This is a genomic window from Mycobacterium sp. SA01, assembly GCF_041287105.1.
Taxonomy (GTDB): domain Bacteria; phylum Actinomycetota; class Actinomycetes; order Mycobacteriales; family Mycobacteriaceae; genus Mycobacterium.
Genome location: NZ_JBGGNO010000016.1, coordinates 362,654 through 375,793 on the forward strand (window position 1 = coordinate 362,654; position 13,140 = coordinate 375,793).

The window sequence follows — 13,140 nt, forward strand, 5'->3', positions numbered from 1 at the left end:
GAAACCCCCGGGCGCGGGCTCAGAACAGAACGATCAGGGCGAGGATGCCCAGCAGCACGAGAGCGATGACTCCGGCCCGCAGCGCGGCCAGCATGTACGAGCGGTTACAGGTCGCAGACGGGGCATACCAATGCGACTGCTGCGACCCGGACTGAGCCCGGTATGGCTGCTGATATGCCATCACACCGTCCTGACCAGCATGTTCAACTACCGCCCCTAGTGAAAATCGTCACAGGTTAACTGTGAGCGCGATCATAACCCCATCGGTAGCGGTAAGAAAATTGGCCCACCGCCGTGACCAGCGCGCAGAAAATTTTTGGTTTGGTGTTTCGCGGTGCGGGGTATTGAAGATCACAGTCGGCGCGAAGGTGTCGGCGTGTCGTTCGGCGCGTCGCGGCCCCTCATCGGACGGTTAGTGGGCCAACCGATTTCGCTCGCTCGTAACCAAGTTGTTGATCAGGGCGCTCTACGGCCGCGCTGTTATCCACAGATACTGCCCGTCTCCATGGCGAGAAGGTGCGCTCACTGCCCATTAACCGGGGTAGAGCGCTGTGGATAAACCTGTGGAAACTGTGGATAGCCGATCATTGCTGCACGTCCCGAAAGGGTGTACTTGCACTGCGTGCCACAATTCCGGCTCGATGACGGCCCGCCGGGTCGCTCCGACTTGCGCTCGCGCTCGCTAGGCTGGTCCGCGTGATTCAGGTGTGCTCCCAATGCGGAACGCGGTGGAATGTGCGCGACCGCCAGCGCGCCTGGTGCCCACGCTGCAATGGCGCCCTGATGGCACCGACCGGTCCGCCGGATCCCCGCTGGAGCCCGGGCGCCACCACACATCCGCCGGCGCGCAGTCCCGCGCCGCAGACCGGCGCGCCCCGTCTGCCGTCAGGGTTCCGCTGGATAGCGGTCCGGCCTGGGCCGCCCCCGCCACCGCGCCGTCGTCATCGTCATCTCGGACCGACGCCCCGGTACGCCTACATCCCGCGCTGGGGGCTCGCCGACAATCTTCCGCAGGCCCCGGTGCAGGGCGAGTCCACCGCGAAAGAAGGGCCGGCACCCGTCACCGTCCGCGCCGCGCTGCTGTCGGGGATCGCCATCTTCGGCCTGGCCGCGGCGATCCACATCGTTCGCTACGTGTTGCTGCTGATCAATCGGACGACGCTGCTGCCCCCGCTGGTTGCCGGCGCGGCGCTGTGGCTCGGCGTGTTGCTCAGTCTGGCCGCCATCGTGTCGATGATCCTGACCGCGGGTGTCATGGCGTGGTGGTTGATCACCCGCCGCGCGGCGGTCTATGCGCATCTGGGACAGGACGACCCGCGGCCGGCCTGGGCGCTGTGGGTCGGCAGCTTGGTGCCGATCGCCAACTTGGTGTGGGCGCCGGTGTACGTCATCGAACTTGCGCACGCCGAACAGTCGGAGGCTCGGCTGCGCGGACCGATCGCCGCGTGGTGGATCGCGTGGGTGCTGTCGACCGCGGTATCGATCTTCGGGATCGCCACCAGCTTCACCACCAAGCCGCAGGGAATCGCCGACAACACCGTGACGGTCGTCATCGCCTATCTGCTGGGTGCGGCGGTGCTGGTGTTGTTGTGGCAGGTGTTCGACGCGTTCGTGCGCAAGCCGGTCGAACGGCCGCTGCACCGGTGGGTGATGGTCGGACAAGAACAGCCCGGTACCGATCAGCCGGGACCCGGCGAATCGGAAACGCCGCCAGCGGTTGAGCCAGACCAACGGGAACCGGCAGCATAGGCGTATGCACTCGGCCGGCGATCCGCACGGCGGGCACCCCTTCGTGGTGGCCCACCGGGGCGCGTCGGCCGATTGTCCCGAGCACACCCTGGCCGCCTACGAGCTGGCCCTGGCCGAAGGTGCCGACGGAGTCGAGTGCGATGTCCGCCTGACTCGCGACGGCCATCTGGTGTGCGTGCACGACCGCCGGGTGGATCGCACCTCGACCGGTACCGGCCTGGTCAGCGAGATGACACTCGCTGAACTCAAACGGCTGGACTGGGGTGCCTGGCACAGCAGCGCCGACGCCGAGAAGCCGCCGGAGGGAACCGGGCTACTCACCCTCGATGACCTGGTCCGGCTGGTTCTGGACTGGAACCGGCCGGTGAAAATGTTCATCGAGACCAAACATCCGGTGCGCTACGGCGGCCTGGTGGAGAGCAAGGTGCTGGCCCTGCTGCATCGCTACGGCATCGCCGCGCCGGCCTCCGCCGATCTGTCCCGCGCGGTGGTGATGTCGTTCTCGGCCGCGGCGGTCTGGCGGATCCGCCGTGCCGCGCCGCTGCTGCCGACCGTGCTGCTCGGTGAGACGTCGCGCTATCTGGGCGGCAGCGCCGCCACGACCGTCGGGGCCACGGCCGTCGGCCCGTCCATCGCCACGCTGCGGGAGCATCCCGAACTCGTCGACAGGGCCGCCGCCCAGGGCCGGGCCATGTACTGCTGGACGGTCGACCACTACGAGGACGTCGGATATTGCCGCGACCTCGGCGTCGGCTGGATCGCGACCAACCATCCGGGCCGGACCAAAGCCTGGTTGCAGAACCCGCTGGCGGTCCCCGGCGACTAGGGCTGAGCGTCGAGCACCGATTGCGGGATGGCCGAATCGGTGCGCAGCGCCTGGAACAGCTGGTCGGCGGCGTCGGTATCCCACACCACCACCGACCCGGAGCTGTTTCCGGTGAACTCACCGATCGGCACCGTGATCGCGGTGGTCGAGCCGTGCAGCGCCCAGCCCAGCTGGGCCAGATCCCAGACGTGGTCGCCGCTGTCGACAGTGAGCGATCCGACGGCGGCCTTCGGCACCGAGTACCAGCGCCACGGATTGAGCCACACCAGAGGACTGCTCGCCCGGTGCATCACGGCGGCCATGAACTCGCGCTGATGCACCATCCGATCCAGGTCGGCCCGCGGCGTCGCGCGGCTGCGCACGTAGCCCAGCGCCTTGCTCCCGTCGAGGGTCTGGCAGCCCGCGGGCACGGTGATCCCGGCCAGCGGATCGTCGATCGGGTCGGCAGGGCACACGTCGACACCGCCGAGCGCGTCGACCACCACGGCGAAACCATCGAAACCCACTTCGGCGTAGTGGTCGAGGTGTAGCCCGGTCGCTTCTTCGACGGTCTGTGCCAGCAGCGGCGCGCCGCCCTCGGCGAAGGCGGCGTTGATCTTGTCCTTGCCGTAGCCGGGAATGTTCACGTAGGAGTCGCGCGGCAGGGACACCATCGTGGTCGGTGCGCCGGAGCCCAACCCGGGGATGTGAACGAGCAGGATCGTGTCGGTGCGGCCGTTGCCGAGGTCACCGCCGGTCGCCAGCTGGGCTTGTTGCTCGGGGGTCAGACCGGCCCGGCTGTCGGACCCGACCAGCAGCCACGTCGTGCCCGCACCCGCCGCCGGCCGGTCGGCGTAGTCGAACACGGTGACCCGGTGCAGTGACGTGTCGATCCAGACGGCACCGCCGACGAGTCCGCCGACCACGAGCAGGACGACGATGATCAGTGTGGCGAAAATCCTTCGGCCCCAATGCTTCTTACGCTTCGGTGGCGCTGCTGGGGGAGGTGGTGGCGGAGGTCGCCGAGGTGGGGGAGGCGGCGGGGGCGTGGCCTGGCGCGGAGGTGGTTGACGGGGCGCCGGTGAAGGCGGTGGGGGTGCCGGGCGCGGGGGCGGTGGTGGTGGCCGATAGCCGGGTGCGCGGCGGATCACCTCGGAGGGCTCGCGGCGCGGCGGTGTGGCACGCGGTATCCGCTCGGTCGGCGGATCCGGCGCGGGGCGCCGCCGCCAGTCGTCGCTCACCAGGTCAATTTACGTGCCGGACTCACCTGAGCCAGCCAACATGACCGGCGAGTGCGACGTAACCCACGAATGCGACGGTGTCGATGACGCCATGCGCGATCACCAACGGCCACAAGCGCCCCGTCCGGCACCAGGCGTAGCCGAAGATCAGGCCCATCACCAGGTTGCCGAGACCCGCTCCGAACCCCTGATAGAGGTGGTACATCCCACGCAGGACGCTGGAGATCAGGATCGAGCGGTTCTGGCTGAGGCCCAGTTGCTTCAACCGGGTGATCAGGTACCCGACCACCACCACTTCCTCGGCGAAGCCGTTGGCGAACGCGGAGAAGATCAGGACCGGGATGCGCCACCAGGTGTCGTGCAGCGCCGACGCCTCGACCTGGGCGTTCATCCCCAGCCATCGCGCGGCCAGATACAGCAGTAGGCCGGGAATGCCGATCAGCGCGGCCAGGCCCAGACCGCCCAGGATGTCCGAACGCCAGCGCACCCGGCCGAGCCCGAGTCGTGCCGGGCTGGTTCCGCTGCGCCACAACAGATACAGGCCGAGAGCGCCCCAGGCCACCAACTGGGCGACGGAGGCCAGGTTCAGGCCGAGGTTGATCAGGTCGTAGCGAGATAGATTGGGATTCAACCGAACTCGTCGTCCGGCCAGTCCGGACAGGACACCGTCGAGCAACTGCAGGATCGCGGTGACCGCGCTGACACCGAAGGTGACGGCGAGCATGACGCCGATCTCGATGCGCAGCCCACGCCGGTCGGTGGCGAGGAAGTTGTCGCGGGGCGCGGTCACCCCGACACGGTAACGGCCCTACATGCGACGGGCGCGCAGGCCGTTGACGAACGGGCAGCCCATCAGCAGCCGGATCGCGCGACCCAGCGCGGGGACGTCGTGCACCGGTGCGGCGAACGGCAGGCGGACATCGTGATCGCCGTCGGTGCCCTCGACGCGTAGCCGCACGCCGTAGCGGTCCAGCCCGAGCGGGCGCACCCGCCCGCGCCGCAGTTGAGCGGGCAGCTTGCCGGCCAGTCGTGCGAGGACTTCGGGATGGTCATTGTCCAGATGCCGCAGCCAGGCCGATTCGAACTCGCAGAACGGGTCCGGCCGTGCGGTCAGCAGTTCGTGCAAACAGACGGTTTCGGCACCGCCGGCATCGGCGACGACGACGGACTCCACTTCCAGCAGGAACAGCGCCTGGCCGGACCCGATGTCCAGCAGTGCCGGGTTGGGGTGGTCGGTCGCGATCATGTCGACCATCGTGCGTACGGCGTGCCCGGGCACGCTTTGGACTCGGCCGCGGATCCACACCAGGGACCGCACCGGCTCTCGCAACGGCAGCGGGGCGTAATCGGTGAGCTCGAGCACGGCCGCGATGCCGTCGGTACCGGCGCAACGGGCGCGAGCCGCCAGCGCCGACTCGGAGTCCAGGCTGACCGCGAAGGATCCGCCGGGCAGAAGATGGTGCAGGGGTGTGGTGGCGGGGGCGACGTCGTCGGCGACCAGCATCGCTCCGGCCGCACGCGCACAGGCACTGCGAACGCGTTCGGCGGTGGTTGGTGTTGTGAGCGTCGCTGAGGTCATCGCGCACCTTCCGGCTAGTGAGGTAAGCCTAAGTTAACTACCGACGTGTGGTCGCGCAAGGCTTTCCCGCGAGACGGAACCGATAGGGTTGAACCGTGGCCCGCATCGCCTACCTCGGTCCCGAGGGCACGTTCACCGAAGCGGCACTGCTCAAGATGTGCGCGGCCGGTGTCGTTCCGGGTGACGGCGCCGCGCAGCCCGAGCCGACAGACAGCACCCCGGCGGCATTGGCGGCCGTCCGGGCCGGCACAGCGGATTTCGCGTGCGTGCCGATCGAGAACTCGATCGAGGGAAGTGTGCTGCCGACCCTGGACAGCCTGGCGACCGGTGTGCCGCTGCAGATCTATGCGGAACTCACTCTCGACGTTGCGTTCAGCATCGTGGTGCGTGACGGCCAGGACCGCGCCGCGGTGCGGACCGTTGCGGCGTTTCCGATCGCCGCCGCGCAGGTGCGTCGCTGGCTGAGTGACCATCTGCCGGATGCGGAACTGGTTCCGGCCCACTCGAATGCGGCTGCCGCTCAGGAGGTGGCCGCCGGCCGCGCCGACGCGGGGGTCAGCACGGCGCTGGCCGCGCAGCGCTACGGGCTGGGCACGCTGGCCGACGGGGTGGTCGACGAGCCCAACGCCCGGACGCGGTTCGTCCTGGTCGGCAGGCCCGGCCCGCCACCGCCGCGCACCGGCGCCGACCGCACGTCTGTGGTGTTGCGGATCGACAACACCCCAGGGGCGCTGGTGTCGGCGATGACCGAGTTCGGCATCCGCGACATCGATCTGACCCGGATCGAATCCCGGCCCACCAGAATCGAATTGGGCACCTACGTGTTCTTTCTGGATTGCGTCGGCCACATCGACGACTCCGCGGTCGCCGAAGCGCTCAAGGCGCTGCATCGACGCTGCGCCGACGTGCGATTCCTGGGATCGTGGCCGACGGAATCGGCCACCGGCGCGACACCGCCGCAGCCAGACGAAGCGGATCGCTGGCTGATCCGGCTCCGTGACGGGGACCCGACATGAGTGGGCGGCTGATCCTGCTGCGGCACGGGCAATCCCACGGCAACGTCGAGCGCCGCCTCGACACCCGTCCACCCGGTGCGGACCTGACCGACCTCGGCCGCGAACAGGCCCGCGAATTCGCCTTGTCCCGCAGCCGGCGTCCGGGACTTCTGGTGCACTCCGTCGCCCGGCGGGCCGCTCAGACCGCCGAGGAGATCGGTGCGCAATTCCGGCTGTCCGCCGAGGAATTCGAGGGCATCCACGAGGTGCAGGCCGGCGAACTGGAGAATCGCAACGACGACGATGCGATCGCGGAGTTCAACGCGATCTACCAGCGCTGGCACCAAGGCGAACTGACGGTTCCCATGCCCGGCGGGGAGAGTGCCAACGATGTGCTGGAGCGCTATCTACCGTCGATCACCGATCTGCGGCTGCGCTACCTCGACGACCACGCCTGGACCGACGACATCGTCGTGGTGAGTCACGGCGCGGCGATCCGGCTGATCGCGGCGACCCTCGCGGGGGTGGAGAGCACCTTTGTGCTGGACCACCACCTGGCCAACGCCGAGTCGGTGGTCCTGGCGCCGATCACCGACGGGCGATGGAGCTGCGTGCAGTGGGGATCACTCAGCCCGCCGTTCTACCCCGAGCCCGACGCGCATCCGATCGAGGACGCGCTCGAATCCATCGATCCGATGGGCTGAGGCGACTTCACACAGCCAATGAGTGAGTCGTTTGCTGAGAGCAGGAACACCCGACCGCTTCGCAATCGATCACCAACAGGTGAAGTACCAGCTCGGGATCGTCGCAATCCGGCTCGGTGCACTCGCCGCGATGCAGGTCGTGGACGATCAAGGTACCGTGGCAATGTGCCAGGCCAGCAGCGCATTCTCGGCAACTCGAATCCATGGTTCGTTCCTAGCACTGCGGTCCGACACTGCACGGTTGCCACGCTGACGCCAGCAAGCTAATTTTCGCCCGTCGCGAAATTAGCTATGCAATAGCTGGTGTGGTGAGATATCTTGAGTGTCCTCGGCCCTTCGGGGGTGGGCTGGTTAACTGCCGGGCCAGCCAGCAACTCGACGATTCACCCGGCAATACGAAGTAAGGACTGATCATGATGTCAGGTCGTTTGACTCGACAGATTGCGCTTTTTGCTGGCGGCCTCGCGATTGTCGGAATGGGCACGCTGACCGCTTGCGGTAACAACAAGGAAAAGGCGCCGGAGAGCACCACGCCGACCACCACCACCAGCGCTCCTGCGCCGTCGCCCACGGAGAAGGCTGTCGCGCCTGGTGGCCCCAACTCCTTCACGCCGACGGTCAAGGCTCCGCCCGCTCCGACCGCGCTGCCCGGCAACGTCATCACCGGCGGTAACTAGGCCGTTCGGTCGGTATCCCTCCGCAGCAACCCTCCGCCGACAGTGATCGGGGTCAATCGCCTCCGGGCACTGTCCGCGGTTGGTCTGCTCGGGGTACTGACCGCTGCTGTAGTACTGGTCGCTGATCTGCACCGTCCACCGGCACCCGCCGGTATCGGTGCGATCAGCGGCCCGTACGCGTCTCTGCTCGCCAGTTCCGTCGATCTCGGCCCGGCGCGCACCGATCACGTTCAGTTGACTGCTGCGCTGCGTGATGATTCTCGGCCCGATCTTTTGATGGGGTGGGCTGTCCAACAAAACCTTTCAGTGCGCTGGCGGCCCGGCGACAGCTGGGCGATTCTCGAAGGTGCGCCCGACGCGGTTTCCGGTGCGTTCGATGTCGACGTCCATGACTACCGCGGCAAACGCGGCCAGGTCTTCTACGCTTCACCCCAACAGCCGTCGGTACCGCAGTCGCTCACTGTGGAGGTGGCCGGCCTCGGTCGCATCCTCGGCTATACGCCGCACCGCGAGTCCAAGGTCTGGATGCTGCCCCTTGAGGTGCCCGACCAGGGACTGACCCCCAGCGCCCTATTGCGCACCTACAACGCGATGCCATTGCACGACAAGGGCTATACCGGCAAGGGCACCACGGTCGTGGTGTTCGCGTTCGACGGCTTCGACCAAGCCGACCTCGACACCTTCGCGTCGTCGTTCACCCTGCCCAAGTTCACCCCGGATGTGGTGGGCGGCATGCCGCCGGCACGGCGCGGCGAGGCGACGATGGACCTCGAGTCCATCCACGCGATCGCCCCCGACGCCAAGAAGGTGCTCGTCAATGCGCGGTCCACCGTCGAGGGCGACGGCTCCTACGAGAAGATCGCCAAACTCATGGAGGACACTGAGCGCACCTACCCCGGCGCGGTGTGGAGCTTCTCCATCGGCTGGGGTTGCGACAAGCTCATCACCGCCGCCGACCTGGTGCCGGTACGGGCGGCTCTGTCGTCCGCACATCGTTCGGGCACAACAGCTTTCGATGCCAGCGGTGACCTGGCCGGCCTCGACTGCAAGGGCGGCGACGAGTGGTCGTCACCACCGAGCGACAACGACGTGGGACTGGACGCCGTGGCGTCGATGCCGGAGATGACCGACGTCGGCGGCACGACGGTGTCCACCGACGACAAAGGGGACTGGCTCGCCGAGCAGTCCTGGTTCGACCCGCCACTGTCGCAAGGCACCGGCGGCGGTGTGTCGGCGCTCTTCGATCGGCCCGAGTGGCAGCAGCACCTCAGCGCGCCCAAAGGTGACGGCAAGCGGCTGACGCCCGATATCGCGGCCGTGGCCGACCCCTTCACCGGCGTGCAGATCGTGTTCAACCAGCAGGTGATCGTCGGCGGGGGCACTTCGCTGGCCGCACCCATCTGGGCCGGATTGACCGCGTTGATGAACCAGTTCGTGGTCGACAAGGGCGGTTCGCTGATCGGCAACATCAACCCGCTGCTCTACGCCATCGCCCAGGGCACGCCGCTGCCCGCCTTCCGTGACGTCGTGCTCGGCGGTAACGCGGTGGACAATGCCGGACCGGGCTATGACCTGGTGACCGGGCTGGGCACTCCCAATATCGAGAATCTGGCGCAGAATATCCTTGTGACCCAGAAGGTGGTCGGATGAGTGCGCCGGAGAACGGCATCGACGACGTTCCGACGATGCAATGTTCGGTCTGCCAGATCGACGTCCCCGCCGGGGCGTTCTGCGGCTACTGCGGCGCGCACGCGGCCGACGAACCCCACCGCGGACCGCGATGGCTGGGCCGGCTGCGGGGCGACACCTTTGGTGCGTCGCCGGGCGAGAGCGTCTTGCTGCCGGCGATAGCCAGCTCGCTGTTCCCGCATCTGCCACAGCGGTCCCGGACGCCATTCCGGGTGGGGCTGGCACTGGTGCTCGTCGGCCTGGTCGTGTTCGCCGTCGTGAAGATGCCCGCGGCGCTGATCACCGTCGCCGCGCTCGGGTTGCCGCTGTTGTTCGTGCTGTACCTCGCCGAATCGGCGGTGTACCGCGACATGTCCACATGGTCACTGCTGCTGGCCGGCACGCTGGGGGCGGCGCTCGGGGTGGGCTGGACGCTGTTGACGGGTCAGATGGTGGCCCGCGCCTATGGCGTGCCGATGGCCGCGGGCATGGCGATTCATCACCTTGTGCGCGAAGGCATGATCATCCCCGCGGGCGGGATGATCTTGATGCTGGTGCCCACGGTCCTGGTTCGGGTGCTGCGGCCGAATTCGCGAGAATCCCTGGACGGGTTCGTCGTTGGGGCACTGTCCGCGCTGATGTTCGCCGCCGGCGCGACCCTGACCCGGCTTGCACCGCAGTTCGCCACCGGACTGTTGGCGCACAGCCGTCCGATGAAGGGCCTGCTCGTCGAGGCGCTGTTGTGTGGCGTGACGATTCCGCTCACCGCCGCCGTGGCCGGCGGGATGATCGGTATCGCGTTGTGGTTCAAGGGCCAGAACTCCAACCCGCATGAGCACCCCGGCCGAACCCGCGCCGTGCTGTTCGCGTTGGCGATCGTGGTGGTGGTGATTCACACCGGTGTCGCGATCACCGACATCATGGGGATGGAGCAGCTCCGGATGCTGGCCGTCCACGTCGTGATGACGTTGGTGGTACTGGTTCTGCTCCGAATCGCGTTGCAGCTCGCGCTTCTTCACGAAGCGCACGATCCGATCGAGCTGGACGAGCCGCTGCTGTGCATCCACTGTCAGCACGTGGTTCCCGATATGGCGTTCTGCCCGGCGTGCGGCGTGGCCACCCGGGCGTCGTCGCGCGCGTCGCGACATGAGCGCCGTGAGTTGCGTCCGGTTCGACAGGTCGCCGCGGAGGGGTCGTGACCGCACCCTCGGCCGCTGCCGGCGAGGAGAAGTTCGTCGGGTATGCGCTGCCGGCCGGGCTCTATGTCGCCCCGGAAGTGCGGCGCCCCAAATTCAGTCGCACCGTCGGAATTTGGATGGCGGGGATCGTCGTCGTCGCCTTGATTCTGGTCGGGGTGTCACTGTCGGTCACCAAGAAGGCCCCGCGCTACATGTGTCCGCCCGAATGCGGTGCCCCGCCGATGGGCACGCCCGTGACGGGACTTCCCCGCTTCACCGCGGCGGACGGCTCATTCTCCGTGTCCTATCCGACAGCGAATTCGGCCTACGAGATCTCCACCGAAGGCAACGGCGTGACCGCGAAGTTCACCGCCGGGGATACCGGTGTGCTGCAACTGTTTTCCGAGCCAGCGAATGGCCGCGACCCGCAGACCATCGCCCGTGATCTGTTGAAGAAGAAGTTCCCCGACGCCAAGATCGCCTACGAGATCCCCAACGCGATGGTCGGCTATCAACCCGGCTACGGCGAGGTCGCCGACACCTGGCCGCAGGGGACGTCCAACAGCTACATCCGCCTGCGCACCGTGCTGCTGGTGGCGATCAAGAACGATCTGGCGCTGGTGGCCGGCGCTGTCGGCCCGTACCACGCGTTCGGTCCGGATTTCGGTCCCGGCCTCCCGTCAGGCGCCAACCTGCAGATCGCCCAGGACATGGGCAAATACGTCAACAGCTTCGCCTGGCAGGGTGACCCGCCGCGCTGAACTGCCTCAGCCCCAACCTAATTCGTGTAGTCGATCGTCGTCGATGCCGAAATGGTGTGCGATCTCGTGGATTACCGTGATCGCCACCTCCTCGACCACGTCGGCCTCCGTCTCGCACATGTCCAGCAGCGGTTCGCGATAGATCGTGACGGTGTCGGGAAGTGATCCGGCGTAACTGGAATCCCGCTCGGTCAGCGCGACGCCTTCGTAGAGGCCCAACAGGTCCGGGTCGTCGGGGTGGTGATCTTCGACCATGATCACGACGTTGTCGATCGCCTTGGCCAGCCCGGGCGGAATCAGATCCAGTGCGTCACCGACCAATTCCTCGAACCGCGCCGGGTCCATCCGGACGGGCACTAGGCCGGCGGTGGAACGGGGATGTCGGCGGGCCCGGGCGGCGGGCCCGCGGGTGCCGCCGGAGCCGGAGGACCGTCCATGGGCGGCGCGTCGGCGGGTGGCGGTGGCGCGGCGGGCACCGGTTCACCATTGACCACGTTGCCGTCGGCCGGCGGCGGCACTGCGGCGGGAGTGGTGGGTGCTGCGGTCGAACTCGGCGTCTGGGTTTGGGTCGCGGTCGCCGTCGACTGCTGCGGCAGGTGCTGGGTTTGGGTGGACTGGCTGGACTGGCTGCTGCTGTCGGTGGCCGACGGCGAATACGTGGTCGTCGGAACGTCGGGCAACAGCGGAATCGACGGGAGGTTCAGGCGCTCGGACGGAATGTCCGGGGGCGGTATCGGCGGCATGCCGTTGATCAGCAGCGCACCCTTGGCGGGGTTGATCAACGTCGCCCAGCCGCCGTTGCCCAGGGTGGCACCGATGCTGCACGCCACCTGGTGGCTGCCGGCGGTCCAACTGGGCAGCGAAATCGTGCTGTAGATCAGGGTCAGGGTGGTCGAGCGCAGCTGCACCGGCGCCAGGTAGGCGTCGGTCATCCGGGTGCACGCGTCTTTGATGAAGGCGTCCTGGTCGGCATCCGATGGCAATCCGCCGGAGAACTTCTCCGCGAGGTTCACCGTCCCCGTGACCTCCATGGCATGCGGGGCGCCGCAGTCGACGGGGATGTCGGTCGGTTGGTTGGTGGGCGGATCGATGCCCAGGCAGGTGCCGGCCGGCCAGACCTTGGACTGGTCGAGCTCGGCCACCCGGCCCTTGAAGGCGGTCTGCTGGTTGTCGGCTCCCGGCAGCTGCAGGCCGCACAGCATGCGTCGCTCGCCGTCCTGCTTCCAGGCCTTGTCACCCGACCACAGCATGCTGATGGTGAACTTGCTGTTCGGATCGAATTTGTCGCCCAGGTACCGCTCGACAGCCGGCTGGCATTGCTCGAGGCTGATCTGCTGGATCCGGGCGGCGCTCGGCGGCGCGGCGTTGGGCCCGTATTCGGTCCCCGGATAGGTGCGCATGTCGACGGACTCGGCCACCTCGAACTTGTGGTCGCCCTTGCAGTCGACGATGGTGGCCGCGTCGGGATTCTTGTCCCAGGTCAAACAGCTGCCCGACTTGGCGTTGGCGAAGGCCGCCGTCCCCTTGGCGCCCGACAACGGGTTGGACCCGGCGTAGCCGGCCAGCCGGTTGTTGTAGCCGATCGGCAACGCGGTGACGACACCCGCGATCAGAAGGCCGCCGAGCGCGGTCAGCAGCAGGGCCCGTCGGGTCGACGTGGCCTGGAAGGTGCCGAGAAACGTTCGCCTCGATGTGCCCGGTTCGGGCTGGTCAGGCGTCACGTCGTCGCGCTCGGATAACTGCAGCATCGCCCTCTATTGTGGCAGGCGCGGCGAGGCGTGTG

The 13,140-nt window shown here is 67.6% G+C and carries 14 protein-coding genes; 8 read left to right on the forward strand and 6 right to left on the reverse strand.

The genetic code is table 11. The features are described 5' to 3' along the window. Positions 1-19 precede the first annotated feature (19 nt). Complete coding sequence (locus tag AB4879_RS09485) at positions 20-181, reverse strand: hypothetical protein (protein WP_165760953.1); 162 nt, start codon at positions 179-181, stop codon at positions 20-22. Positions 182-696: 515 nt separating this feature from the next. Between AB4879_RS09485 and AB4879_RS09490 the strand changes: the two genes are divergently transcribed. Both AB4879_RS09490 and AB4879_RS09495 read left to right on the forward strand, forming a co-directional pair. Then, entirely contained in the window at positions 697-1,749 is a 1,053-nt protein-coding gene (locus AB4879_RS09490; protein ID WP_370507385.1) for a DUF4328 domain-containing protein, read from the forward strand. A 4-nt stretch (positions 1,750-1,753) separates the two neighbouring features. After that, the gene (locus AB4879_RS09495) at positions 1,754-2,575 is read left to right on the forward strand and encodes a glycerophosphodiester phosphodiesterase (protein ID WP_370507386.1); all 822 of its coding nucleotides are present in this window, start codon (positions 1,754-1,756) and stop codon (positions 2,573-2,575) included. On the opposite strand, the gene AB4879_RS09500 is transcribed toward AB4879_RS09495, so the two are convergent. From AB4879_RS09500 to AB4879_RS09510, 3 genes are read right to left on the reverse strand one after another with little or no spacing between them, the layout of a single operon-like run. Continuing rightward, positions 2,572-3,795 (reverse strand): LCP family protein, encoded by a 1,224-nt coding sequence (locus AB4879_RS09500; RefSeq protein ID WP_370507387.1) that lies wholly within the window; start codon positions 3,793-3,795, stop codon positions 2,572-2,574. The two genes, AB4879_RS09495 and AB4879_RS09500, sit on opposite strands and share 4 nt — an antisense overlap. 22 nt (positions 3,796-3,817) lie before the next feature. Next, positions 3,818-4,585, reverse strand: coding sequence for a CPBP family intramembrane glutamic endopeptidase (locus AB4879_RS09505; RefSeq protein WP_370507388.1), 768 nt, complete (start codon positions 4,583-4,585; stop codon positions 3,818-3,820). A gap of 18 nt (positions 4,586-4,603) precedes the next feature. Next, positions 4,604-5,374, reverse strand: coding sequence for a DUF2470 domain-containing protein (locus tag AB4879_RS09510; protein ID WP_370507389.1), 771 nt, complete (start codon positions 5,372-5,374; stop codon positions 4,604-4,606). Positions 5,375-5,469: 95 nt separating this feature from the next. On the opposite strand from AB4879_RS09510, the gene pheA reads away from it, so the two are divergent. From pheA to AB4879_RS09540, 6 genes are all read left to right on the forward strand, one after another. Then, positions 5,470-6,390 (forward strand): prephenate dehydratase, encoded by a 921-nt coding sequence (gene pheA / locus AB4879_RS09515; RefSeq protein WP_370507390.1) that lies wholly within the window; start codon positions 5,470-5,472, stop codon positions 6,388-6,390. Continuing rightward, positions 6,387-7,073 (forward strand): histidine phosphatase family protein, encoded by a 687-nt coding sequence (locus tag AB4879_RS09520; protein WP_370507391.1) that lies wholly within the window; start codon positions 6,387-6,389, stop codon positions 7,071-7,073. The genes pheA and AB4879_RS09520 overlap by 4 nt, the downstream gene beginning before the upstream one ends. Positions 7,074-7,549: 476 nt before the next feature. After that, entirely contained in the window at positions 7,550-7,750 is a 201-nt protein-coding gene (locus tag AB4879_RS09525) for a hypothetical protein (RefSeq protein WP_370507392.1), read from the forward strand. A 42-nt stretch (positions 7,751-7,792) separates the two neighbouring features. Continuing rightward, positions 7,793-9,400, forward strand: coding sequence for a peptidase S53 (locus AB4879_RS09530; protein ID WP_370507393.1), 1,608 nt, complete (start codon positions 7,793-7,795; stop codon positions 9,398-9,400). Continuing rightward, on the forward strand, positions 9,397-10,617 hold the full coding sequence (locus AB4879_RS09535; RefSeq protein ID WP_102806022.1) for a zinc ribbon domain-containing protein: 1,221 nt from the start codon (positions 9,397-9,399) through the stop codon (positions 10,615-10,617). Before AB4879_RS09530 ends, AB4879_RS09535 begins: the two co-directional genes overlap by 4 nt. Continuing rightward, entirely contained in the window at positions 10,614-11,357 is a 744-nt protein-coding gene (locus tag AB4879_RS09540) for a hypothetical protein (protein WP_102806023.1), read from the forward strand. Before AB4879_RS09535 ends, AB4879_RS09540 begins: the two co-directional genes overlap by 4 nt. Before the next feature lie 6 nt (positions 11,358-11,363). Here the strand turns inward: AB4879_RS09540 and AB4879_RS09545 are convergent, their stop codons facing one another. Further along, entirely contained in the window at positions 11,364-11,714 is a 351-nt protein-coding gene (locus AB4879_RS09545) for a metallopeptidase family protein (RefSeq protein WP_102806024.1), read from the reverse strand. Then, the gene (locus tag AB4879_RS09550; protein ID WP_370507394.1) at positions 11,714-13,105 is read right to left on the reverse strand and encodes a septum formation family protein; all 1,392 of its coding nucleotides are present in this window, start codon (positions 13,103-13,105) and stop codon (positions 11,714-11,716) included. Before AB4879_RS09550 ends, AB4879_RS09545 begins: the two co-directional genes overlap by 1 nt. Positions 13,106-13,140 lie beyond the last annotated feature (35 nt).